Origin of the sequence: Aurantiacibacter marinus (assembly GCF_001021555.1) — a bacterium.
In the GTDB taxonomy this organism is placed as follows: Bacteria; Pseudomonadota; Alphaproteobacteria; order Sphingomonadales; family Sphingomonadaceae; genus Alteraurantiacibacter; species Alteraurantiacibacter marinus.
The window spans coordinates 189746-214442 of record NZ_LDCP01000002.1; the positions used below are offsets into that span (position 1 = coordinate 189746).

Sequence of the window (24697 nt, forward strand, 5' to 3'; positions counted from 1 at the left end):
TCCATTGGTTGGGAAAGGAGAATTTACATGTTAACCCCCGGCCAACCGGTTCCCGATCTTGAGCTTCCGCTGACCATAGATGCCCGTTTTCACCTGTCCAGGCAGGAACCTGAAAACTACACCATGCTGGTGTTCTACCGCGGCAAACATTGCCCGGTTTGCAAACGCTATCTGGAAGAAATTGGCGGTCGGCTGGAGGATTTCACTTCCCGCGGTGTCAATGCATTCGCGATTTCGATGGATAGCGAAGACCGCGCGATGGTCGTCGATTCCGATTGGGAAACGCATGACTTGCCGCTGGTACATAGCTTGACCGAAGATCAGGCCCGGCAATGGGGCCTGTATATTTCCGGCAAACGCGAAGGCAGCGAAGAGCCGAAGATTTTTTCGGAGCCTGCGCTGTTTCTGGTGAAGCCAAACATGTCGCTGCATTTTTCGGTCGTGCAAAGCGCACCGTTCACACGCCCGCCGCTGGACGAGCTGCTGCAAGGCATCGATTACACGCTGGATAATGATTATCCGACGCGCGGAACGCTCACCTGACTGTCAACTCAGGCGATCGACTTCCTCGTTCGACAGACCGCCCGGAATGACAAACAACGGGCAGCTCAGGGCACCTGCATGCGCAGAAAAGTGCGATACCAGTGGTCCCGGTGCACCCTCCGGGGCCGCTCCCAGCACGAGAGCGGCAACTTCCGGGTGCTCTTTCAGATAATCGGAAATGACGTCCTTGCCGTCTCCGACGCGGACCGCGATTTGCGGCATCTTTCCGCTTTCATAGGCTAGTTCGCCAGCGGCAGAATTGGCCAGTACTTCGGCACGGTCACGCGCCTCTTCCTCGATTGTCGCTTGAATACCACCAAAGGCGCTGAAGGCCTGCCGCGGCACAAGGGCGAGCAGATGCACCATGCCGCCGGTTTTCGCCGCACGGCGCGATGCGAAGCGCAGCGCCACATGCGCCTCTTCGGTTTCGTCAACGATGACCAGATAAACGCGCATTCGTATTTCCCCGTCCCAAGCCTTGGGTATCCAGCCATTTGGCTTCATACGCAAGATGCCTTGCCCCAGCGGCGCAAATTGGCCAAGAACGCCAGCAGAAATAATAGCAGACCAGCTAGCAGATAAGGGAGCCTGCTTCACCCATGCCGATTGCCATCAAGATGCCCGCACTTTCACCCACGATGGAGGAGGGCACCCTCGCCAAATGGCTTGTGAAGGTTGGGGACAGTGTTTCCGCCGGTGACATCATGGCCGAGATCGAGACCGACAAGGCTACGATGGAATTCGAAGCTGTGGATGAAGGCGTGATTGCGCACATCCAGGTCGATGAAGGCACCGAAGGGGTGGCTGTTGGCACGGTAATCGCAACTCTGGCCGAAGAGGGCGAAGATGCTGGCAGCGTGGCTCCGGTTGGCGATGGCGCTTCCGCCGCGCCTGCTGCGGCTGCTGCTGAGGAAGCGCCATCTGCTGCGACCGCACCATCTGCGCCAACGCCTGCACCTACACCTGCGGCATCCCCGGGCAATCGCGTGATCGCATCCCCATTGGCAAAGCGCATTGCCGAACAGAAAGGTATCGACCTTGCCGGCGTGACAGGCTCCGGCCCCAATGGCCGCATTGTGAAGGCCGATGTGGACAGCGCGAAACCAGCTGCCGCTGCTTCCGCCAGCACCGCCGCTCCTGCCGCTGCTCCGGCCCCTGCTGCCGCACCGGTCGAAGCACAAGATTTCGGCATCCCGCACGAGGTCGAGAAGCTTTCCGGCATGCGCAAAACCATCGCGCGCCGCCTGACCGAATCCAAACAGACCGTTCCGCACATCTACCTCACGGTCGATATCCGCCTCGATGCACTGCTCAAACTGCGCGGCGAATTGAACGCTGCGCTGGAATCGCAGGGCGTAAAGCTCTCGGTCAATGATCTGATGATCAAGGCGCTGGGCAAATCACTGGAAGCCGTGCCTGCCTGCAATGTGCAGTTCGCTGGCGATTCCATGCTGAAGTTCAGCCGCGCCGATGTGTCGGTTGCTGTCAGCATTCCCAATGGCCTTATCACCCCCATCATCACCGATGCGGGCAGCAAGGCGATCAGCAAGATTTCGACCGAGATGAAAGACCTGGCCACGCGTGCCAAGGACGGCAAACTCGCGCCTGAGGAATATCAAGGCGGCACCGCCAGCCTTTCCAACATGGGCATGTTCGGCATCAAGCAGTTCGAAGCGGTCATCAACCCGCCGCAGGGCATGATCATGGCCATCGGCGCGGGCGACAAGCGCCCTTATGTCGTCGATGACAGCTTGCAAATCGCATCCGTGATGAGCGCCACCGGCAGCTTCGACCACCGCGCCATCGACGGCGCAGACGGCGCGCAGCTAATGAAAGCCTTCAAGGAAATGATCGAGGCACCGCTGGGGCTGGTGGCATAGGCACCGTTGTGTCGCGTGACCCCGCCATGCGCACAGTCGCCATGCCCGCCGATGCCAATGCATATGGCGACATCTTCGGCGGCTGGCTGATGAGCCTGATGGACTCCGGCGCGGGTCTTGTCGCGGCCCGCAGGGCAAAGGGCAGGGCGGTTACCGTTGCAATGGACGGCGTCGAGTTTCACAAGCCAGTGAAGGTGGGGGACGAAGTCTCCGTCTATGCCGAGATCACCCATGTCGGGCGCACCAGCATGGTGATCGCCACGGATGCATACCGGCGGGAACGTCATTCTGAAGAGGACGAAATCGTCACCTCGGCCAAATTCACATTCGTTGCGATCGATGACGCGGGCAAGCCGCGGGCGGTTGATATCTAGGATACACGTAATAAACCTGCGCACCCTTCAACAGGCTCAGGGTGAGCGGAATACAGTTGGAGTACCAAAATGGCAGACAGCAATTACGACGTCATCGTTCTCGGTTCCGGCCCCGGCGGCTATGTTGCGGCGATCCGCTGCGCGCAGCTTGGCCTGAAAACCGCCATTGTCGAACGTGAAAACCTCGGCGGGATCTGCCTCAACTGGGGCTGTATCCCGACAAAGGCGCTGCTGCGTTCTGCTGAAATCCTGCATTACGCGCAGCACGCCGCAGATTACGGCCTGAAAATCGCAGGCACGATCGAGGCCGATCTGGAAGCTGTCGTGAAGCGCAGCCGCGGCGTTGCCAAGCAGCTTAGCTCTGGCATCGCGCACCTGATGAAGAAGAACAAGATAACGGTACACATGGGGGAGGGCACGCTGACCGGCCCGACCAGCCTTTCCGTGAAAGGCGACAAGGGTGAGGAAAAGCTCACCGCGAAACATGTGATCGTCGCCACCGGAGCGCGCGCCCGCGACCTGCCGTTCGCGAAAGCAGACGGCAAGCGCGTATGGACTTACCGCACCGCCATGACACCTCCGGAAATGCCGAAGAAACTTCTGGTCATCGGCAGCGGCGCAATCGGTATTGAATTTGCCAGCTTCTACAATGACATGGGCGTCGATGTTACCGTGGTCGAAATGCTCGACCGGGTGGTTCCGGTGGAAGACAAGGACGTGTCCGCCTTCCTTGAAAAAAGCCTGACCAAGCAGGGCATCACAATCATGACCGGCGCTGGTGTTGATGACATCAAGGTGACCGACAAGGGCGTGACTGCCAAGATCAAGGCCAAGGATGGCAAGGTCGAAACCAGCGAATTCTCCCACTGCATCACCGCCATCGGCATCATGCCCAACACCGAGAATATCGGCGCGGACAAGCTGGTGGAAATGGACCGCGGCTTCATCCAGATCGATCCCTATGGCCGCACGAAGTCCAAGGGCCTTTGGGCGATTGGCGATTGCACCCCCGGCCCTTGGCTGGCGCACAAGGCAAGCCATGAAGGCGTTACCTGTGCCGAAGCCATCGCGCAGGAAATGGGCAACAAGGATGTGCACCCCCACCCGCTCAACCGCGATGCGATCCCCGGCTGCACCTACTGCCACCCGCAAATCGCCAGCGTCGGCATGACCGAGGCCAAGGCGAAGGAAGCGGGCCATGAGGTAAAGGTCGGCATGTTCCCGTTCATTGGCAACGGCAAGGCCATCGCTCTTGGCGAGGCCGAGGGCTTCACCAAGACCGTGTTCGACGCCAAAACCGGCGAATTGCTGGGCGCGCATATGATCGGCGCAGAAGTGACCGAGATGATCCAGGGCTACACCATCGGCAAAACGCTGGAGACGACCGAGGCGGAGCTGATGGGCACGGTATTCCCGCATCCGACCATCTCGGAATCGATGCACGAGAGCGTTCTGGCCGCATACGGCCGCGCCTTGCATATCTGATCCCGTGGCCAAATAGATGGAAGGCAAGGGCACCCACAGCTACATCCCTGATCCGCGCAATGCAGGCATAATGATCGACGTAAACGGCACGCATTTCCCGCGTGACGAGGCGAAGGTCAGCGTGTTTGATAGCGGCTTCATGTTGGGCGACGGGGTATGGGAAGGCCTGCGACTTCATCAGGGTCGGCTTGCATTTCTGGACCGGCACTTCGACCGGCTCTGGCGCGGGGCAAAGACCATTGCGATGGACCTTGGTGTTTCGCGTGAGGAGCTGGAGCGGCGGCTTTACGCCGTGCTCGATGCCAATGGCATGACGGAAGATGGCGCGCATGTGCGGCTGATGGTGACGCGCGGTGTGCGCTCCACGCCCTATCAGGACCCGCGCGTGGTGATCTCTCCTGCTACCATCGTGATCATTCCCGAGTGGAAGGAACCTGCACCCGAAACTGCGACGCGGATGCTCGATCTGTTTACCGTCCACGTACGGCGCGGATATCCCGATGTGCAGGATCCGATGCTTAACAGCCATTCCAAGCTCAATTGCATAACCGCTTGTATTCAGGCGACTCAGGCAGGCGCGGACGAGGCGCTGATGCTGGATCCGCACGGCTTTGTCGCTACCTGCAATTCCACCCATTTCTTCATCGCGAGAGATGGCGAAATCTGGACCTCCACCGGTGATTATTGTCTTGATGGTATCACGCGAGGTGCCGTGATCGAGGCTGCACGCGGAGCCGGTATCACGGTCCGCGAACGCAATTTCTCGCTCACCCACGTGTACGGAGCGGACGAAGCTTTTACCACCGGCACCTTTGCTGGCGTCGCGCCGGTCGGAACGGTTGATGGGCGGCTGCTCGGGACCGAGCGCGGCCCGATGGTGGAGCGATTGCAGCGCCTCTACCTCGAATTGCTCGCCAATGATGTGAAGGGCAGGGCACGGCCCCAAGAGAAGGCATGACAATCCGGATCGCCATGTGGTCCGGCCCGCGCAATATCTCCACCGCGATGATGCGCAGCTTCGGCGCGCGGCCCGATTGCGCAGTCTCTGATGAGCCGTTCTATGGCGCTTTCCTGAAGGCAAGCGGAGAAAATCATCCGCTCGGCGCAGAGACCATTGCGGATATGGATTGCGACTGGCGCTCTGTGTTGGCGGCCCAGTCCGGTGAGGCACCAGTCGGCGCTCAAATTTGGTATCAGAAGCACATGCCGCACCATATGGTCGGCCCGGTCTCAATTGCTGACATGCCAGACCATCGCCACGCTTTCCTGATCCGGGCGCCCGAGCGGGTTGTCGCGAGCTATCGGAAAAAGAACGAATTGCGCCGCGCCGAAATGCTCGGCTTCGCGCAGCTTCGTCGTTATTTTGATCAGGAGGCTGATCGCAACGGCAACCCTCCGCCCGTAGTCGACAGCGATGCAATCCTGCGGGATCCACCTGGCGTTTTGCGAAAGCTTTGCACCGCGCTTGGCATAGCTTGGGACCCTGCAATGCTCAGTTGGCAAAAAGGCCCGCATCCGGAAGACGGCGTCTGGGGCGCTCACTGGTATGACAAGGTCAATGCCTCAACGGGCTTTGGCACCGCTCCGCAAGACATCCCGAAGCTAGAAGGCGAATATGCCGCAGTCGCAGAGGAGTGCATGGCCGACTACGAGGCACTCGCCAGATTTGCGCTGTAAGGGGCTGTTGGCGGACAGGGTGGGATTCGAACCCACGGTAGGCTTGCACCCACGCTAGTTTTCAAGACTAGTGCATTCGACCACTCTGCCACCTGTCCGACTGAGCGCGCGCCGATTAGCGCGAAATTTGGTCTCTGTCACCACCACTTGTTGTGTCGGGGCAACGCAATTCATCTTCTGTCCGTCGCAGATGCATGCAATTTGGTCGTTTAGTGCAAATCAGGGGATTCCACCCGTCCGCGCAATCGCTTAGGGTACCATCATGAAATTTCCTCGAATTCGCCATTTCGGCCTCGCCATCGCCGCCTGCCTTCTCAGTGCCAGCCCCGCCTCGGCTCAACAGGAAAGCTTCCAGCAATATATGCAGACGGTCGGGCAACATGCTCGGTCAGAGGGGGTCAGCCAGCAAACGATCGACCGTGTTCTGGGCAGCCTTACGCCCAACAACCGCGTGCTGGAGCTGGACCGCGACCAGTTATTGTCCAGCGGCAGCACCAGATCATCGACCGGTTTCCCGTCAATGGCTGCCTATATCGCGCGGCATAATACGCAGGCGCGCATCAATGGCGGTGTGCGCACATTGTCCCGTCTTCGCCCGCTCGCCTCGCAGGTGGAGCGGCAATATGGCGTTCCTGCTGAAATCATCATTGCCATATGGGGGCATGAAACCGCCTATGGCGCGGTCATGGGCAGTTTCGATCTGCCGCGCAGCCTTGCCACGCTGGCGTGGGACGGGCGCCGCCGTGACCTGTTCGAACGCGAATTGATTGACGTTCTGAAGATGGTTGATCAGGGCGTATCGCGCAATCAGCTGGTAGGCAGCTGGGCCGGAGCCTTCGGCAATGGGCAGTTCCTGCCGAGCGTCTATCTGCGGCTCGCGGTTGATGGTGACGGCGATGGAGATCGCGACATCTGGAATTCCGATGCCGATACACTGGCTTCGATCGCAAATTATTTCCGTGATGCCGGTTGGCGACAAGGCGAACCCTGGGCGGTGCGGGCGTTTGTGCCAAATTCCGCCAATCGTTCGGGCATCGAGAACCACGTCAACTCACCGATTTGTCCGCGGGTCCATGAACGTCACAGCCGCTGGCTAACCGTTCGGGAGTGGCGTGAAAGAGGAATAACACCGCAGGCGCCGATCGCTGAGGATACGCTGGCTGCGCTGTTCGAACCGGACGGCCCGGCAGCTCCCGGTTACCTCTTAACTCAGAATTATAGGGTTATCCTCGAATATAACTGCTCGAATTACTACGCCATGAGTGTGGGGTTGCTTGCAGATGAGATTACCAGATGACGTCCGTTTCGCCGTGCTCAAGCGCGGGGTTTTAACCGTATTCCTTACTGCTGGCCTGTCGGCTTGCGGCACATTGGGAGGTGGAGGGTCCGATTCGGGACTCGCCTCGGCGGGTGACCAATCAGCCACTGCAATGCGCGGATCAAACGGCCCGCGCGCTGATTATCCCGTCCTTGTAGGTGAACCTTATCGCGTTGCCGGGGTTGAATATATACCCAGCGATACGCTGAACTACGACCATGTCGGCTACGTTGCCGTGGATCTGGGGGCGGTCGGATATTCGGGCGCGCACCACACATTGCCGTTTCCAAGCTATGTCGAAGTAACCTCGTTGGAAACCGGACGAACAGTGCTGGTGCGGCTTGAACGGCGCGGTCCGATGACAAGCAATCATCTTTTGGCTTTATCGCCCGCAGCACTGGCGCAGCTTGGCGCGACTGCCGAAACACCGGTGCGGGTCCGCCGTGTCAACCCGCCCGAGACAGAACGGTTTGTATTGCGTGGGGGTGAACCCGCTTCGCTGCGCATGGATACGCCGCAATCCTTGTTGACTGTGCTGCAACGCCGTTTGCCCGCTGACGGCGGGGCTTCGCTGCGTGCGGAAAACGCGGCCACGCCCGCCGCTTTGTCTGCCGTGCCGGAAAGCAGCATCGAAACGGTGGCACTTGCTGCGTCGGATGCAATGCCGACACCGCGAATACCGGATTCTGCCCCACCGGCACCTATTGAGACAGCCAGAGCAGAACTGCCGCCTGTACCGGGAACACCGCTGACGCTTCCGCCGCTCGATGCTTCTCCAGGCGATGCTAATCCAGGCGATTCTCTGGGCGAAATGGCGCAGGCTTCTATCGCACCAATCGTCGAACCAGCTACCGCACCAGCAATTGCAGCAGAAGGAAATTTCGTGGTTCAGGCGGCTGCATTTTCGACAATTGAGCGCGCAGAACGTGTGGCCAATGTCCTTGGTGGACAGATCACCCAATCGGGCCGCTACTACCGCGTACGGACCGGCCCGTTCCTCACCCGTGGAGAAGCCGAGGCCTCGCTCGCCAACGTTCGCCGTGCAGGGTATAGCGACGCACGAATCCTAACCAGCGGCTGACCGGCATTCCTGCCTGTTCGCTGCTCAAACTGGCGGAACGGGCGTGAAGCAAAAGGCAGCGATGATATTGGCGGCAATGCCGCTGGCATTGGCAAGTTCGCCTGCGATCCCGGCTGATGCTCCGGTACCGGACGAAATCCCCGTAGCCTTGCTGATTGACCTGTCCAACGGTCAGGTGTTGTTTGAGCGTGAAGCGCATCGCCGCTTCGTGCCCGCCTCTGTCACGAAGGTGATGACGGCCTACACCGCTTTCAAACTGGTCGATGAAGGCGATCTGCGGCTCGACATGCCCTACCTCTACAGCGCGGCGCTTGAGGATGAGTGGTATGCCGAGGGGTCCAACATGTTCCTGCGCGCTGGCGACCGGCCAACTGTCGCTCAGTTGTTGCTTGGCATAACCACCATCTCCGGCAATGATGCCAGCGTGGCAATGGCGATGGCGGCTACCGGTTCGCTTGATGAATGGCTGGACCTGATGAATGCCAATGCACGTGATCTTGGGATGAGCGACACGCATTTCGGCTCTCCCAATGGCTTCCCCGATGACGGGCAGACCTATACCACGGCAAGCGACCTTGCGATCCTCGCGGAGGCCATCACGCAGCGCTATCCCGGACTGTATGGCCGCTTTTTCGGTCACCGTAGCCTCCGTTGGCGCGATATCGCCCAGGCAAACCATGATCCTGTCACAGGCCGCGTTGAAGGCGCTGACGGATTAAAAACCGGCTACACCAACGAAGCAGGCTACACTTTCCTCGGATCGGCGGAGCGCGCCGGCAGGCGACTGGTGATGGTGATTGCAGGGTCACCTGACCAGACCTTGCGTGATGAGGCATCACGTGCACTGCTTGAATGGGGCTTTGACGGGTTTGACCGGCGCACTCTGCTGGCTCAAGGATCCCGGATAGGAAGCGCAGAGGTGCAGGAAGGCGCACAGGCGCAGGTTAATCTGCAACTGCCCGCCGATTTTACGATTGCAATACCCGAGGGCGCAGAAACTGGACGCTGGCAAATCGATATTGTCTATCGCGGGCCGATACAGGCACCCATTGCGGCAGGCGATACAATCGCACGGCTACGCCTGACAATTGATGGCGAGAGCGTGCTTGAAGCTCCTCTGGAAGCCGCTGAGGACGTCTCGAAAGCCAATGCTTTCCAGCGAATAGCAAACGCATTCTCGAGGTGGATTGCATGAGCAGCGGACGTTTCATCACTTTTGAAGGCGGCGAAGGAGTTGGCAAATCCACGCAGGCCCGGATGCTAGCCGATATTCTTCGTGCGCGCGGGCTCGGCGTGCTGCTGACGCGCGAACCTGGCGGGACGCCGGGCGCAGAGGCGATCCGCACACTTCTGCTCGACAAGCAATATGACTGGGATGCAAGAGCAGAGGCGCTGCTGTTCGCCGCTGCAAGGTCCGACCATGTCAATCACGCCATCAGACCAGCGCTCGACCGCGGTGACTGGGTGGTGTGCGATCGATTTATCGATTCTTCCCGCGCCTATCAGGCCGGGGGAAGCGATTTGTCCGACGACGCCATCCTTTCAATGCATACCATCGGATCTCATGCGCTAATGCCCGATGTGACCTTCCTGCTTTACGCCGAGACTGATGACGTTGCGGCCCGACTGGCTGCACGTGATGGTGACGAGACAGACCGGATCGGCGGACGTTCTGCGCCGTATCACGCCCGTGTCGCGGCCCGTTTCCGTGATCTGGCGGCGATGGACCCGGAACGTTTTGTGCTGATCGACGCATCCGGCACAATGGACATCGTTCATGAACGGGTATGGCGCGCCATTGCCCCACTGCTGGGGGAGGGAGGTTGAGCCTTCTGCCCGCCGACTATATCGGCCATGAAGATGCCTGGGGTGAATGGCGCCGCGCTCTTGGCGGAGAGCGCATGCATCACGGCTGGATTCTGTCAGGTCGCAAGGGCGTCGGAAAATCCGCATTTGCACGGGCCGCAGCGCGTGAACTGGTCGCTGAAATCGGGCTTGCGCAACCTGCTGGCGATCATCCAGATATTCTTTATCTCTCACATCCTCCCAGGAACGATGCAGAGTCCAAGAAGGCCAGTGACGGTAAACCCTATGAACTCGCGCGCAACATCAAGATCGACCAGATCCGCAAACTGCAGCAGCGGCTCAACACACGGCCCACCATGGGTTCGCGCCGGGCGGTGATTATTGACCCGGCAGATGATATGGAAGGCGGAGCCGCCAACGCGCTGCTCAAAAGCCTGGAGGAACCACCGCAGGGCACATTCTTCATCCTGATCGCGCACCGTATCGGGCGCTTGCTTCCCACCATCCGATCCCGCTGCCGCGTGTTGAGTTTTCCGCGCATTTCGGATGCGGATATGGACGCTGTTCTTGCCCGGGAATCTCCACAGGCAAGCGGAGAAATGCGCGCCGCCGCCATCGCGGCTGCCAGTGGGTCCCCCGGCGCTGCGATTGATTTTGTCGAACTTGATCTGGGTAAAATCCACATGCTGATGCAGCAGATCGCGAAGGACGGTGATCCCGATTTCAGTCTGCGTGGCAGGATGGCCGGCGCGATGGGCATGCGTCCGTCACGCGAGAAACAATTGGCCGCTATTGAACTCGCCCGCGCGGTTGTATCTGCACGCCTGGCGGGCGTTTCGCACACTGAAATCCCCGCCATCACGGAGGCGCACGGCGCGCTTGTGCGGCTGTCTGCTCAGGCACCGACGGCCAATTTCGATGCGGGATTGCTCATAATGGAAGTAGGGACGCTGCTCGCCAGCCTTGCGGCATCCCGGAGCGCGTCCTAGGGAAGCGGCCATAATGGCAGACCCTTTTTATCTCACCACCGCGATTCACTATCCCAATGGCAAGCCGCATATCGGCCACGCCTATGAGACGATCGCAGCTGACGTCCTTGCACGTTTCCACCGCCAAATGGGCCGTGAGGTCCGCTTCCAGACGGGAACGGACGAACACGGCCTTAAAATGGCGCAAAAGGCGCGCGATCTGGGCACCACACCGCGCGCATTGGCAGACGAAATGTCCGGTTATTTCCGCGACTTGTTTGACGCGCTGAACATTTCGTATGATCGCTTCATTCGCACGAGCGAGGATGAGCACCACCGCGCAAGCCAGGCGCTTTGGCAGGCTATGGAAGCCAAAGGTGATCTGTATCTCGACCGGTACGAAGGCTGGTACTCTATCCGCGATGAAGCCTATTACGACGAGAGTGAACTGGTCGATGGTGAGGGCGGCGATAAGCTTTCACCCCAAGGCACGCCGGTAGAATGGACCGTCGAGGAAAGCTGGTTCTTCCGCCTGTCTGCCTATCAGGACAAACTGCTAGCGTTATTCAACGAACAGCCCGATTTCGTCCGTCCGGAAAGCCGCCGCAACGAAGTGATGCGCTTTGTCGAGGGCGGCCTGCGTGATCTTTCGATCAGCCGCACCAGCTTTGACTGGGGCGTAAAAGTTCCAGGAGCGGAAGACCACGTGATGTATGTGTGGGTCGATGCGCTCACCAACTACCTCACCGGCCTTGGCTATCCTGATCCTACCGAAGATATGGCAAAGTTCTGGCCGGCAGACCTTCATCTGATCGGGAAAGACATCACCCGTTTCCACGCAGTCTATTGGCCAGCCTTCCTGATGAGCGCCGATATCGCTTTGCCCAAGCAAGTGTTCGCGCACGGCTTCCTCCTGAACAAGGGTCAGAAGGAAAGCAAATCGCTTGGCAATGTCACCGATCCGGGCGAGCTTGCTGATTTGTACGGCGTCGACACGCTGCGGTATTTCCTGCTGCGCGAATTCAGCTTTGGGCAAGATGGCAGCTATTCACCGCAAGCCATTGTAAATCGGTCTAATTCGGAATTGGCGAACAGCTTCGGCAATCTTGCACAGCGCACGCTTTCGCTTGTTTTCAAGAACTGCGATGCGGCGCTTCCACCCATCAACGGCCATACAAAAGCAGACAATGCCTTGTTCGAACATGTCGGACGAGTGGTGCGTGATGAAATGCCGAAAGCTTTCGCCGACTTGGCCTTCGCTCAAGCGCTTGAATCGTGGATGAGCGCCGTTTTCGCCTGCAACGCCTATGTCGATTCAGAAGCGCCCTGGGCACTCAAGAAAACCGATCCGCAGCGCATGGAAACAGTCCTTGCAACGCTGTACATCTGCATCGCGCAATTGGCCGTCGCGGTCATTCCGGTGATGCCGGAATCAATGACGAAGCTGCTTGACGCCATGGGCGTCGGCGCGGATCTGCGCACGCCGGAAGCAATCGGCTCGCAGTGGTATTCGTCCCTAGCGGAAAGCGGTTTCACTCTGGAAAAGCCGCAGGGCCTTTTCCCGCGCCTCGATATGCCTGAAGGCGAGGGCGGCTGATGCTGATCGATAGCCACTGCCACCTGAATTACGAAGGCCTTGCTGAACGTCAGGGCGAGGCACTTGCCAATGCGCGCGCTGCCGGAGTGAGCGGCTTCCTCAATATATCTACGCGTGAACGTGAATGGGGCGATGTTGTCGCTACGGCAGAGCGGGAGAGCGATGTCTGGGCGACCGTTGGCATTCATCCACATGAGGCCGATCAGCACGCCGATCTGGGCCGCGAAGTCTTGCTGGAAGCAAGCCGGCACGCCCGCGTCGTCGGCCTGGGCGAAAGCGGATTGGATTACTATTATGACAAATCCGATCGCGCGGTGCAGCAGGACCTGTTCCGCATGCACATCGGCGTGGCTCGCGAAACCGGACTGCCTCTGGTGATCCACACTCGCGATGCCGATCAGGACACTGGCGATATTCTGGAAGATGAAATGGGCAATGGGGCATTTCCCGCACTCATCCATTGTTTCACCGCTTCTCCGGAATTCGGGCGGCGCGTGCTGGATATGGGTCTCACCATATCGCTTTCAGGCATAGTTACTTTCAAGAATGCCAGAGAACTACAGGAATTTGCTAAGGAAATCCCTGCTGACCGGCTTCTGGTTGAAACCGACAGCCCGTTCCTTGCACCTGTCCCGCACCGGGGAAAGCCGGGAGAGCCAGCATTTGTGGCCGACACGGCTGCTTTCGTCGCAGACTTGCGTGCCACCAGTATCGAAGCCCTCGGCGATACAACGACGGCCAATTTCTTCAATTTGTTTACGAAAGCCAAGGCGTGAAGCTGATTGTTCTTGGTTGCGGAACGTCGACCGGAGTTCCCCGCATTGGCAACGACTGGGGGGCCTGCGATCCCGACAATCCGAAAAACCGCCGTACACGTGTGTCGATTTTGGTGGAGAGCGATGCAGGAATGCGCTTGCTCGTCGATACCTCGACCGATCTACGGCAGCAATTGCTCGCCAACACGGTGGACAGGATCGATGGCGTATTCTGGACACATGACCACGCCGATCATTGCCATGGGATCGATGACCTTCGGCCATTGCGGTTTGGGCGGACCGCTGCAATACCCGGCTTTGCTTCCAAGGTAACCGCGCAGCGGCTGCGGCGGCGGTTCGATTATGTGTTTGCAGGCCAGTATGGCTATCCCACGATCGTAGAGCTTGAAGAACTCGGCAACAAACACATGCACGCCGGGTTTGGGTTAGAGTGGATGGAAATGCCGCACGGGCCGATTACGACAACTGCATTTCGATTCGATGCTGACGGAAAATCAATCGGTTACGCAACGGACTTCAGCGAATTGACTGACGAAATGGTCGAGTTCTTCGCCGACATCGACATTCTGGTCACCGATTGTCTGCGCCGACAACCACACCCGACACACGCACATCTTGGCATGGCGCTGGAGATGGCTGAGCGAACCAATGCCGGAATGACTGTGCTATCCCATCTGGATAAGAGCATGGATTATGATGCAGTCAGCGCGGAGATTCCATCAAATGTCCTGGTCGGTTTCGATGGCATGCAATTGATCGCGTAAGGAAGACCTGACATGAGCAATTTTAGCGAAGCACATTGGGTTTCCATCATTGCGATGCTTGGCTGGCTGGTCCTGATGGCCGGCGCGTATCGTTCGCACCAGATTGACACCAGCAAGACGATCCGCATGGCGTTGATCTGGGCATCAATCTTCGCAGCAGTCGTGTTTGTGTTCAGCCTGATCGATTAGACTGGCCCCGAAACCACGTTGATTCATGGCCTATAATTTAACATAATATATATTATCAATCTGAAATCACGCTAGATTGAACGGCAATCCTTCGCCCCGCTCGATTTACAAACCATCGGTAAAACAAATGTCCGACCAACTTAACCGTCTACTCTCCATCATGGCGCGTCTCCGTGATCCGGAGCGCGGATGCGAATGGGATGTCGCTCAGACTTTCGCAACGATCGTTCCATACACCATCGAGGAAGCCTATGAAGTCGCCGACGCCATAGAGCGCGCCGATATGGATGACCTCCGCGGTGAGCTTGGTGATCTGCTTCTACAAGTGGTGTTTCATGCGCGCATGGCCGAGGAAGCCGGGCATTTCGCGTTTGCCGATGTCGCTCGCGCAATATCTGACAAGATGGAGGCCCGCCACCCACACATCTTTGGTGACGAAGGCGGTCAGATGGACGGTGATCGATGGGAAGATATCAAAGCTGCGGAACGGGCCTCGACAGGGTCCGAGAGCGCCATGGACGGCGTGGCAAACGCCTTGCCCGCACTCTTAAGGGCGCAGAAGCTCCAGAAACGCGCCACGCGCGATGGTTTTGACTGGCCCGATACGCAAGGCCCTGCAGACAAGCTTGCGGAAGAATCCGAGGAACTTCGGGAAGCTTCGCCAGAACATAAGTTCGAAGAGGCAGGCGATCTGCTGTTCGCAGCTGTCAACCTTGTCCGCGCCCATGGCATTGCACCGGAAGACGCCTTACGCGCAGCAAATGCTAAATTCGAACGTCGTTATCGCGCAATGGAAGAATTGGCTGGGGGTGATTTCGCAAAACTGGATATCGGCGCACAGGAAGCTTTGTGGCAACAGGTAAAAAGGTCAGAGGTTTAACCCGCAAGTCCTTCAAATCGGCCATATTCCTTGTCGGTCAAGCGAACTTCAATTCTGCGAACAAGGTCCCCTTCGATCTCACCCTCACCTGCCTCAACCTCGCTTAGAACTTCACCGTGGGCATGAAGCCAAGCGATACGTGCCCCGTCGCTAGCGGACAAAAGGAAGGAATAGGTTCGCGCACCCTCTGTCAAAACGGCACCTAGCCGAGAGGCCAGCGCTTCGATACCCTCGCCAGTTATCGCCGATATGGGTAGGACACTATCGTCATTCGTGGCAATCGCTGCCAAATCCTCGCGGTCCTCTTCAGAAAGCAAGTCCAGCTTGTTCCAGACTTCGATGACAGGCGCGTCTACGCCGTCACCATTCTCATCGACCACGCCCAAATCCTCAAGCACAGCAAGCACCTGGCGTTTTTGCTGGGCAGTATCCGGATTGGCGATATCGCGGACATGCAGCACAATGTCTGCCGCAGTCACCTCTTCCAATGTGGCACGGAATGCAGCAACAAGCTGTGTAGGCAGGTCAGAGATAAAGCCCACCGTATCGGACAGAATGGCTTTCTCCACACCGGGCAGGCTAATGGCGCGCATCGTGGGGTCCAGCGTTGCGAACAGCAGATCTTCCGCCATCACATCGGCGCCGGTCATTCGGTTGAAAAGGGTCGATTTCCCGGCGTTGGTGTAACCGACCAGCGCGATAACGGGCCAAGGCGCCCTGCCCCTGCGTTTGCGGTGCAATTCCCGGGTCTTCCGGACCTGCTCCAACTCGCGGCGCAGTTTACCCATGCGCTCACGGATCATCCGGCGGTCAGCTTCGATCTGGGTTTCACCCGGACCGCCAAGGAAGCCGAAGCCGCCGCGTTGGCGTTCAAGGTGGGTCCAGCTGCGTACAAGGCGGCTTTGCTGGTAATCGAGATGGGCCAATTCAACCTGCAGGCGACCTTCAGCCGTCGCTGCGCGTTCGCCAAATATCTCGAGGATCAGTCCGGTGCGATCGATGACCTTGCGACCGATCTTTTCCTCCAGATTGCGCTGCTGGATAGCGGACAGAGCTCCGTCGACAATGACAAGCTCTGCCTCGTGCAGTTCACAATCAGTTGCGATGCGCTGCACCTGCCCTTCCCCGAAAAGGGTATTCGGGCGTACATCGCGCACTTTGAGGACATAGCTTTCGGCGACGACAATGCCGATTGCGAGTGCCAGACCGCGCGCCTCTTCCAGGCGCGCATCCGGATCTTCCCCGCTGCGCTGCCCGCGAATTTCTGGAGACACGACAAGAGCCCGCGCACCGCGCGTTACCTCGCCTTCGATATCATCATCTACAATCAGCCGATTTCGCCTTAGGTTTCGTCTTCATTATCATCCAGGCCATCGGTCAGATCGACCGGTGTGGCAGGCTGGATCGTGGAGACCGCGTGCTTGTAGGCCAGCTGTACATAACCATCGCGTTCCAGCAGCATACAAAACAAGTCATAGGCAGCGATGCGTCCCTGGAGCATGACCCCATTGACGAGAAACATGGTCACCTGAACACCTGCGTCACGTACGCGGCTGAGAAATATGTCCTGCAGCAGACGCTGCTTGCGGTTGCCATCGAAGCCGGTGTCGAAGCTGTCGGCATCCACTGGGTCACCGGGCATGATCGTGGAGATTGCGTGCTTGTAAACCAGTTGCGATTGGCCATCACGGCGCAGCAGGATGGAAAAATTGTCGAACCATGTGACGATGCCTTGCAGCTTGACGCCCTTTACGAGGAACATGGTCACAGGAATTTTTTCGCGGCGCAGGTGATTCAGGAAAATATCCTGCAAATTGCCCTGTTTCGCGCCTACGGCGACGGACGTTGCCGCGACGGGTGCGTCGTCAGCTGGGATTTCCGGTTTGACGACTGGTTTTGCCGTTAAAGTGCCCTTGGCCATTGTTTTGACTCCGTTCTTTTTGGCCGCCATTTCTGATGGCAGCATTCTGGGCGGTTGAAAACAAAAGCATTTTCAGAAGCGCCCGTGCATATTGTGCGTTGCAATATGCCACAGATATAAGAACTATTTAAGTCTGGAAAAGGTTTCTTTGGAAATGAAAGTTTTGTCAGAACTATTCTTTTTCGCCTTCGCCGTTGCGATCGTTCATGCCCAGAAGCTTCAGCTTACGATGCAGTGCCGAACGCTCCATACCGATAAATCCGGCAGTCTTGGAAATGTTACCGGAGAACCTGCGGATCTGGATACGAAGGTATTCCCGTTCAAAGCTCTCGCGCGCCTCCCGTAATGGGACGCCCATCAGATTGGACATGCCGGATCCGGTTTCAGAAGAGCTGCCGGTAATTTCTTCGGGTAGCATGTCCGGCGTAATCGTCTTGAAATCTTCATGCGGTGCAAGGATCACCGTTCTTTCGATCACATTGCGGAACTGACGGACATTGCCCGGCCAATCATAGGCCTGCAAGGCAGCCATGGCTTCTGGTTTGACGCCCGGAGGAACAAGGCCCTGTTCACGTGCGTATCGGGTGAAGAAATGCTCGGCCAAAGCCGGAATGTCATCACGCCGGTCAGCGAGAGGAGGAATTTCGATCGGCACTACGTTAAGGCGATAGAACAAGTCTTCGCGGAAGCGCTTTTCCTCGATTGCGGAGAGCAGATCTCGCGCCGATGAGGAGACAACGCGCACATCAACACCAACCTGGCGATTGCCGCCAACGCGCACGAAGCTCTGATCGGTCAGCACTCGCAGGATACGGGCCTGTGTGCTTTCCGGCATATCCGCCACTTCATCGAGATAGAGCGTGCCCCCATCAGCGAGCTCCAGCAAACCCGGGCGCACCAGCTTGCCATCGGCCTCCTCGCCAAACAATTCGTGTTCAAAACGGTCAGGCGTGATGCGCGCAGAGTTGACGGTGACAAAGGCCTTGCTGGCCCTCGGGCTCCAGGCATGAAGCAGTCGCGCGGCAACTTCCTTGCCAGCCCCTGCCGGGCCGCTGACAAGTACGCGGCTGCCGGTATTGGCAACCCGCTTCAGAGTTGCGCGCACCTGATTGATGACAGACGAGTTGCCGGTGAATTCATCCGGCGACCCCATCCCTTCACGCAAGCGCTCGTTTTCCCGGCGAAGTCGCTCTGTTTCGGTCGCGCGTTCTACCAAATGGAGCAGTTTTCCAGCTTCAAACGGTTTTTCGATAAAATCCATCGCGCCCCGGCTGACGGCGGAAACTGCGGTATCGATGTTGCCATGTCCGGAAAAAATAATGACCGGCAGGCCAGGTTCACGCGCCTTGATGGCATCGAGCACTTCCAGACCGTCACGCGGAGAACCGTGCAGCCATACATCAAGCAGCACCAGGCTCGGGCGGCGCTCGTCGACCATTGCGATCGCGCTTTCGCTGTCGCCCGAAGTGCGGCATTCATAGCCTTCGTCGCTCAGCACCCCGGCAACCAGATCGCGGATGTCCCGCTCGTCATCGACGATAAGAATATCGAGTGCCATTCAGTAATTCCTTCCAGAATTCATTCTTGCCCGTCCCCGCCATCGGTTATTTCGGTCGGGTGCATCGCAAATCGCAAGCTTGCCCGGGTCCCTCCATCATCCAGATGCGTGAAGGCAATGTCGCCGCCATGTTCCTCGACGATCTTCTTCACGATGGCGAGGCCAAGGCCGGTGCCTTTTTCGCGCGTGGTAACATAGGGTTCCATCACGTTGACCCCGCCTTGCGGCAAGCCCACGCCATTGTCTGTCACATCGACCTGGATGAAATCCTTGCCGGTTTTTACCGCCACGCCAATCCGCCCACGCCAATCCAGCGGTGCGTCACGCCTTTTGACTTCAACGGCTTCGGCTGCATTTTTCAGGACATTGGTCATTGCCTGACCAAACTGGTGGCGATCACATTCGATTGGCGGGACATCGTCTTGTGTCGTAAAACTGTATGTATATTCCGGGTGTGCAACTTCCTGCAGGAACAAGGCCTGCCGGACCAGATCGACTGCGTCTTCCTGCCGGAAATTGGGCTTGGGCAGGCGCGCAAAGCTGGAAAATTCATCGACCATTTTGCGCAAGTCACCGACCTGGCGGATAATCGTGCCGGTCAGTTCATCAAACAGCTCCGCATCTTTTTCGATCAGCTTGCCATACCGCCGTTGAAGACGTTCGGTTGCAAGCTGGATAGGGGTGAGCGGGTTCTTGATCTCGTGCGCGATACGCCGTGCCACATCAGACCAGGCTGCCTGTCGCTGATCGACCAGCTGCCGGGTGATGTCTTCAAAGGTGATCACCATTCCTTCGGTCGCGGGGGAGATTTGCACTGCCAGCGTCAGCAAGTCACCGCCGCGGTTGAACTGGATGATTTCACTGGCTGAACCCTCTTGAATCAATCGCCCAAATTCCGGGACAATTGCCTCGAGTTCCCGCCCTATTACGGCGTCGTCAGGCGTTGTAAGCAGCAGGTTCTGTGCCGAACTGTTCATCAGCAGGATGCGCCCTTCACCATCCAGTGAAACGATCCCGGCGGTAACCGATTCAAGCACCGCCTCCATGAATGCGCGGCGCTCCGCGAGTTGGTGATTGGCACCGAGCAAGGCATCGGTCTGCCGTTCAATCTGTGACGTCATGCGGTTGAAGGCCCGGTTCAGCAGACCGATTTCATCCTGACCAGTTCTTCCCGCGACTCTCATCGCGTAATTACCGCTGCCGATTTCGCCGGCCGCGTCGGCCAGTTCCGCAAGCGGTTTCACCTGCCTGTCAGCGAACCGCAGTGCGGCATAAACAGCCAGTCCGACAAGCGCGAGAGACACGAGAAATAGCGCAACGTTGAATTGCAGCTGCAGCAAGCGGGCACGCTGCGTCAGGTCTGCATAGGATGCGACCACCGATTGGGCTTGCTGGTACAGCAGCACCGCTTCTGGCTGCGCATCGCGCGAAACATACAAATATGCGTCCGCCTCCCGGTCGATCATCGCTACCGCCTCAACCCGTTCGGGGGAAGTTCGCACGACGAAAGCATCACCACCTTGCAAACGGTCAACATCTGCCGGAATGATACGGACGCGTTCATAGTCCTCTTCTGGATCGACAATGGCCGGAGTCCGGAATGACCCGTCCTGCGCGCGTACGAGAATGGCGCTATCGCTTAGCTCTCGTGAATAGACTTGCAGAAAATACTGTTCCTGAAATTCCGGACTCGTGATCGGCATTCCCTGGAGGAAGAAACGAACGTCGCCAGCCATGGCGACGACTTCCATACCAACGGCACGCTGGTTTTCGTCGTAATAACCCTCTGCGAGATTGTTGGCATTCTCCATTATCCCGCGCGAATTGTCGGAAAACCAGAACTCCACACCGGACTGAAAAAGGATGGAGGCGAATACCGCGACGAACAGCGTGGGGATCGCAGCAATAAGCGAAAAGAAGAACACCAGATTCACGTGAAGGCGCGAGGTGATGCTGGCTGTACGCCGCTTGGCCAACCGCCGGCCCCACAGGACGACAATGCCCAAAGCGGGGATCAGCGTGCCGAGAAGAAGCGCAGCGGCCTGCTCTGACGGCATCAGATCATTGCTGTTCGCCCGCGCGGCAATGGTCAGATACGCAGTAACCAGCATCACAATAAGTGTGATGGCGCACAATATCTCGAGCCAGAGAAATAGATTGAGGCGCCGCGCCGCCACTTGTGTGCGCCGCCACCATCGCGATCTTTTCGCTGCGGTTATGTCCGCTCCAGAAGCTGGTGAGGATGCCACGTTGCAGACTTACAACAGTGCTGTTGCCCATTTGCAAGTGCTTTCTGGCGGGGTGACATCAGCCGGGGCTGAAAGCTTCTGGGTCTATGCCCAGATCACCCAGCCGTTTGCGCAATGTATTCCTGTTGATCCCAAGCATTTGGGCGGCCTTCAGCTGGTTTCCGCCAGTGCGTTTCAACGCGTGCTCGAATACCGGCCGTTCAAGTTCAGCCATCGATAAATGATACAGCTGCCCATCGCTAAACCGGCTGCGCAGCAGCCAATTCGAAACAGCCTCGCCTATGCTGTGATTATCACCTGTTGTAGCTTGCGGTCGGTCGTCCAGAACATCGGCAATCGTCGCTGCATCAATGGTGTCATCCCGCGCCAGCAAAGCCGCACGGTAGACCAAATTCTGTAGCTCGCGCACATTTCCGCGCCAGCTTTGCTGATCAAGCAATTTCGCCGCATCGGTGGACAAATTGCGCCGCGGCAAGCCTTCCTGTGCTGCGCGAGCAAGGAAATGACGTGCAAGCGGTTCCACGTCGCCCGCGCGGTCTCTCAACGGCGGCAATTTGATCGGCACCACGTTGAGCCGGTAGTATAAATCTTCGCGAAAGCTGCCGGCATCTATCAGCGGCGCAAGGTCGCGATTGGTCGCCGCGATGATGCGCACATCGACTGCGATTTCCTCGCTACCGCCCACGCGCCTGATGCGGCCAGACTGAAGTGCCCGCAACAGCCTGGTCTGAGCCTCTGCGGGCATATCACCAATTTCATCCAGAAACAGGGTTCCGCCATCGGCCTCTTCAAACTTGCCGATATTACGCGCCGTCGCGCCTGTAAAAGCGCCTTTCTCGTGGCCGAATAATTCGCTTTCGATCAATTCTCGCGGAATGGCTGCGGTGTTCACCGCCACGAAAGGGCCGGTTTTGCGACTGCCGAGTTCATGGATAGCTTCTGCCACCAATTCCTTGCCCGTGCCGCTCTCGCCCAGCACCAATACGGACAGATCATTGTGAAGCACACGGGTGATCAGGCGGTAAACATCCTGCATCGCCCGGCTGCGACCTATCAGCGGCAGGCCGTCACCATTCTCGCCCGGGTGAGCCATTTCCTGCGTGCCCGCTTCAGCCGCCTGCCGTGCCGCGTGAACCACGTCATCAAGATCGAACGGTTTGGGAAAATATTCAAACGCGCCGCGATCAATTGCACGCACAGCCGTATCAAGGGTATTTTGCGCTGAAAGTATGATGACCGGCAAGTCCGGGAAGGCACTGCGAACCTTGCCCAGAGTTTCGATCCCGTCACCATCGGTCAGCATTACATCTGTTAGCATAACGTCGTAGCTAGCTTCTGCCAGCGCGCGATCACGACCCGCCACGCTATCTTGCACGTCTACCGTAAAGCCTTCTTCCTCCAACCCGGCTGTCAGGACAGTGGCGATGGCGGTATCATCTTCTACCAGCAGTACGCGGCGGCTCATTATTCGTAATCCTTAATCATTGGCTTATCGCACCATCGGCAAATGGATGCGGAAATGCGTCCATCCACCAGCTTCATCGCGTTCATGGCTTATGCGCCCATCCATATCGCGCATCAGCTTCTGAGCCAGGGCAAGCCCGAGACCCTGTCCATTGGCTTTGCTGGTGACGAAGGGTTCAAAAATGTGATCGCGCAAAGCCGGCTCTATGCCCTTGCCATTGTCGCTCACCTGCACTTCGATTGGCAGCTTTACCGGGCGACCCAAACGAATAACGTTCATCACAATTCCGCTGACAAAGCGTGTGCGGATCATGATTTGCGGAGCGACATTCGCCTGCGCAGCGTCCCGCGAATTGGCAAGCAGGTTTACCAGCACCTGCACCAACGCACCGTCATTGGCGAGCACCATTGGCAACGATGGATCAAATTCCTCGCGCCACGCCAAGGCTTCAGTGCTTGTGAGCTGCACAGTTTCGACCGCGCGCCGAATGGATTGATGCAGATTGATCGGAGAGAGAGGTTCTGAATTTTCCCGTCCAAGCCGCTGCATCCGGTCGATAAGTTGAGCGATCCGGTCCACTTCATCGGTGATCAGTCCGGTTAGTTTGCGTTCACCGGGTTCCAGCTTCCTGCCAAGCAACTGCGCCGCGCCGCGGATGGCAGCAAGAGGATTCTTGATTTCATGCGCCAGCACAGCCGGGCCGCGCAAGGCAGGGCGGCGAGCCTGTTCCTCGAAACGCTCACCCTGACTGGCATCGGATAGGGTGACGATGCGCCAACCGGGATGATTCCCCAAGGTGGAAATCGTCAGATTGATGCGCAGGTTGCGTTCGCCAACGACCATATCCAGGCCGCGGGCAATCATCTGGCTGTCCAGCTCCAGCAACCCGTCCTTGATCCGTTGCTGTTCAATCTGGAGGACATCGATCAGCGCCCTGCCCTTCAATCGTGAAGCGCTTGCGCCCAGCAGCACTTCGGCGCTTGGGTTGGCCTCTGAAATTGTACCATCGGGCGCGATCAGCAGCATGGCGAACGAAAGGCCGGCGATCTGCTCGCTGGCTTCCGGCCCTCCACCCTGCGCCTGCGGATCGTTCACGCAGCGCGGCGCCTCAAGAAAGGATCGTAGAACCGCTCCAGTTCGCCAAGAACCTGTTGCGCATCGTCGATGAAGTTCACCTTATTGCGGAAATCGGCGCTGCCGTGCAGACCCTTTGTGTACCATCCCAGATGCTTGCGTGCGATTTTGACGCCTACATCCTCGCCGTAATGCTCCAGCATACCGTGATAATGTTCGATAAGCGTTTCATACTGCTCGTCGAAGCTGGGGCTTTCCAACGTCTCCCCGGTCTTCCACCAATGCATGACCTGACCCAGCAACCACGGCTTGCCGTAAGCACCGCGGCCAATCATCAGCCCATCAGCGCCTGATTGCTCAAGCGCGTTTGCGGCATTTTCAATCGTACAGATATCGCCATTGACGATGACGGGGATTGAAACCGCATCCTTGACCGTACGGACGAAAGACCAATCAGCCTCGCCCTTGTACATCTGGTTTCGGGTGCGGCCGTGAACGGTCACCAGTTTTACGCCCAGATCCTCCGCGATATGCGCAAGTTCGGGGGCATTCAGGCTGGCATGATCCCAGCCCATGCGCATCTTGACTGTAACGGGCACGTCCACCGCTTTCACGGTCGCTTCCATCAGTTTACGCGCGAGGGGCACTTCACGCATCAGTGCGCTGCCGGCAAGCTGGCCCGTTACCTTGCGCACCGGGCAACCGAAATTGATGTCGATAATCGCCGCACCCTGCTCTTCACTCAGCTTCGCCGCTTCGGACATGCTATGCGGATCGCAGCCGACCAATTGCATCGAAACCGGATCTTCGCTTTCGTGCCAGCGTGCTTTCTGGATCGATTGGCGTGTTTCCCGCAAGGCGGCTTCACTGGCGATCATCTCTGTCACATTGAGGCCGGAGCCATAGCGCCGCACCAGCTGACGGAACGGCATATCCGTCACCCCCGTCATCGGCGCGAGCACGACCGGGCACTCGATCCGCACGGGACCAATATCGATAGGCGTAATCGCCGGTGGTATAGAATTGACGGTTTCTGTCATAACTCGTGCCTAATTTATAGGCAGGCGCATAGTGGATTGCGAGCGGAGGCTC

At 58.1% G+C, this 24697-nt stretch carries 24 protein-coding genes and 1 tRNA gene; 16 read left to right on the forward strand and 9 right to left on the reverse strand.

Annotated features, from left to right (window positions below):
- Nucleotides 1–27: 27 nt before the first annotated feature.
- Complete coding sequence (locus AB731_RS07245; RefSeq protein ID WP_047093681.1) at nt 28–543, forward strand: redoxin domain-containing protein; 516 nt, start codon at nt 28–30, stop codon at nt 541–543.
- 3 nt (nt 544–546) lie between these two features.
- Here AB731_RS07245 and AB731_RS07250 read toward each other — a convergent pair whose 3' ends face one another.
- The gene (locus tag AB731_RS07250) at nt 547–999 is read right to left on the reverse strand and encodes a universal stress protein (RefSeq protein ID WP_047093680.1); all 453 of its coding nucleotides are present in this window, start codon (nt 997–999) and stop codon (nt 547–549) included.
- A 143-nt stretch (nt 1000–1142) separates the two neighbouring features.
- Here AB731_RS07250 and AB731_RS07255 point away from each other — a divergent pair, with 143 nt between their 5' ends.
- The 5 genes from AB731_RS07255 to AB731_RS07275 all read left to right on the forward strand — a co-directional run bounded on the left by AB731_RS07255 (nt 1143) and on the right by AB731_RS07275 (nt 5959).
- Entirely contained in the window at nt 1143–2423 is a 1281-nt protein-coding gene (locus AB731_RS07255) for a pyruvate dehydrogenase complex dihydrolipoamide acetyltransferase (RefSeq protein WP_047093679.1), read from the forward strand.
- 26 nt (nt 2424–2449) lie between these two features.
- Nucleotides 2450–2797 (forward strand): acyl-CoA thioesterase, encoded by a 348-nt coding sequence (locus AB731_RS07260; protein ID WP_047093678.1) that lies wholly within the window; start codon nt 2450–2452, stop codon nt 2795–2797.
- Nucleotides 2798–2866: 69 nt separating this feature from the next.
- Nucleotides 2867–4282, forward strand: coding sequence for a dihydrolipoyl dehydrogenase (lpdA, locus tag AB731_RS07265; protein ID WP_047093677.1), 1416 nt, complete (start codon nt 2867–2869; stop codon nt 4280–4282).
- Between the two features lie 16 nt (nt 4283–4298).
- Complete coding sequence (locus AB731_RS07270) at nt 4299–5240, forward strand: aminotransferase class IV (protein ID WP_047093676.1); 942 nt, start codon at nt 4299–4301, stop codon at nt 5238–5240.
- Nucleotides 5237–5959, forward strand: a complete 723-nt coding sequence (locus AB731_RS07275) for a sulfotransferase-like domain-containing protein (protein WP_052768999.1) — start codon at nt 5237–5239, stop codon at nt 5957–5959. Before AB731_RS07270 ends, AB731_RS07275 begins: the two co-directional genes overlap by 4 nt.
- Before the next feature lie 8 nt (nt 5960–5967).
- Here AB731_RS07275 and AB731_RS07280 read toward each other — a convergent pair.
- Nucleotides 5968–6057: transfer RNA gene (locus tag AB731_RS07280), tRNA-Ser, on the reverse strand.
- 164 nt (nt 6058–6221) lie between these two features.
- On the opposite strand from AB731_RS07280, the gene AB731_RS07285 reads away from it, so the two are divergent.
- The 10 genes from AB731_RS07285 to mazG all read left to right on the forward strand — a co-directional run bounded on the left by AB731_RS07285 (nt 6222) and on the right by mazG (nt 15338).
- Nucleotides 6222–7256, forward strand: coding sequence for a lytic murein transglycosylase (locus AB731_RS07285; RefSeq protein ID WP_047093675.1), 1035 nt, complete (start codon nt 6222–6224; stop codon nt 7254–7256).
- Between the two features lie 13 nt (nt 7257–7269).
- Nucleotides 7270–8358: an SPOR domain-containing protein gene (locus tag AB731_RS07290; protein WP_162199471.1), complete on the forward strand. Its 1089-nt coding sequence runs from the start codon at nt 7270–7272 to the stop codon at nt 8356–8358.
- A 43-nt stretch (nt 8359–8401) separates the two neighbouring features.
- Nucleotides 8402–9553, forward strand: a complete 1152-nt coding sequence (locus AB731_RS07295; RefSeq protein ID WP_047093673.1) for a D-alanyl-D-alanine carboxypeptidase family protein — start codon at nt 8402–8404, stop codon at nt 9551–9553.
- Nucleotides 9550–10185 (forward strand): dTMP kinase, encoded by a 636-nt coding sequence (tmk, locus tag AB731_RS07300; RefSeq protein WP_047093672.1) that lies wholly within the window; start codon nt 9550–9552, stop codon nt 10183–10185. Before AB731_RS07295 ends, tmk begins: the two co-directional genes overlap by 4 nt.
- Complete coding sequence (locus AB731_RS07305; RefSeq protein WP_269429516.1) at nt 10182–11153, forward strand: AAA family ATPase; 972 nt, start codon at nt 10182–10184, stop codon at nt 11151–11153. The genes tmk and AB731_RS07305 overlap by 4 nt, the downstream gene beginning before the upstream one ends.
- A 13-nt stretch (nt 11154–11166) precedes the next feature.
- Nucleotides 11167–12729: a methionine--tRNA ligase gene (gene metG, locus AB731_RS07310; protein ID WP_047093670.1), complete on the forward strand. Its 1563-nt coding sequence runs from the start codon at nt 11167–11169 to the stop codon at nt 12727–12729.
- Nucleotides 12729–13505: a TatD family hydrolase gene (locus AB731_RS07315; protein ID WP_047093669.1), complete on the forward strand. Its 777-nt coding sequence runs from the start codon at nt 12729–12731 to the stop codon at nt 13503–13505. Before metG ends, AB731_RS07315 begins: the two co-directional genes overlap by 1 nt.
- Complete coding sequence (locus tag AB731_RS07320; protein ID WP_047093668.1) at nt 13502–14269, forward strand: MBL fold metallo-hydrolase; 768 nt, start codon at nt 13502–13504, stop codon at nt 14267–14269. Before AB731_RS07315 ends, AB731_RS07320 begins: the two co-directional genes overlap by 4 nt.
- Nucleotides 14270–14281: 12 nt before the next feature.
- Complete coding sequence (locus tag AB731_RS14130; protein ID WP_164474693.1) at nt 14282–14458, forward strand: hypothetical protein; 177 nt, start codon at nt 14282–14284, stop codon at nt 14456–14458.
- 127 nt (nt 14459–14585) lie between these two features.
- Complete coding sequence (mazG, locus tag AB731_RS07325) at nt 14586–15338, forward strand: nucleoside triphosphate pyrophosphohydrolase (protein WP_047093667.1); 753 nt, start codon at nt 14586–14588, stop codon at nt 15336–15338.
- Here the strand turns inward: mazG and hflX are convergent.
- The 7 genes from hflX to dusB form a co-directional block, all read right to left on the reverse strand.
- On the reverse strand, nt 15335–16612 hold the full coding sequence (hflX, locus tag AB731_RS07330) for a GTPase HflX (protein ID WP_231638879.1): 1278 nt from the start codon (nt 16610–16612) through the stop codon (nt 15335–15337). The genes mazG and hflX overlap by 4 nt on opposite strands.
- Nucleotides 16613–16680: 68 nt before the next feature.
- Nucleotides 16681–17259, reverse strand: a complete 579-nt coding sequence (gene hfq / locus AB731_RS07335; protein ID WP_047093936.1) for an RNA chaperone Hfq — start codon at nt 17257–17259, stop codon at nt 16681–16683.
- A 172-nt stretch (nt 17260–17431) separates the two neighbouring features.
- Nucleotides 17432–18817 (reverse strand): nitrogen assimilation response regulator NtrX, encoded by a 1386-nt coding sequence (ntrX, locus tag AB731_RS07340; protein ID WP_047093665.1) that lies wholly within the window; start codon nt 18815–18817, stop codon nt 17432–17434.
- A 20-nt stretch (nt 18818–18837) separates the two neighbouring features.
- Complete coding sequence (locus AB731_RS07345) at nt 18838–21066, reverse strand: sensor histidine kinase (RefSeq protein ID WP_231638880.1); 2229 nt, start codon at nt 21064–21066, stop codon at nt 18838–18840.
- A 58-nt stretch (nt 21067–21124) separates the two neighbouring features.
- Nucleotides 21125–22531, reverse strand: a complete 1407-nt coding sequence (locus AB731_RS07350; protein ID WP_047093664.1) for a sigma-54-dependent transcriptional regulator — start codon at nt 22529–22531, stop codon at nt 21125–21127.
- Between the two features lie 24 nt (nt 22532–22555).
- Nucleotides 22556–23626, reverse strand: coding sequence for a two-component system sensor histidine kinase NtrB (locus AB731_RS07355; protein WP_047093663.1), 1071 nt, complete (start codon nt 23624–23626; stop codon nt 22556–22558).
- Nucleotides 23623–24645, reverse strand: coding sequence for a tRNA dihydrouridine synthase DusB (gene dusB, locus AB731_RS07360; protein WP_047093662.1), 1023 nt, complete (start codon nt 24643–24645; stop codon nt 23623–23625). Before dusB ends, AB731_RS07355 begins: the two co-directional genes overlap by 4 nt.
- Between the last annotated feature and the right edge of the window lie 52 nt (nt 24646–24697).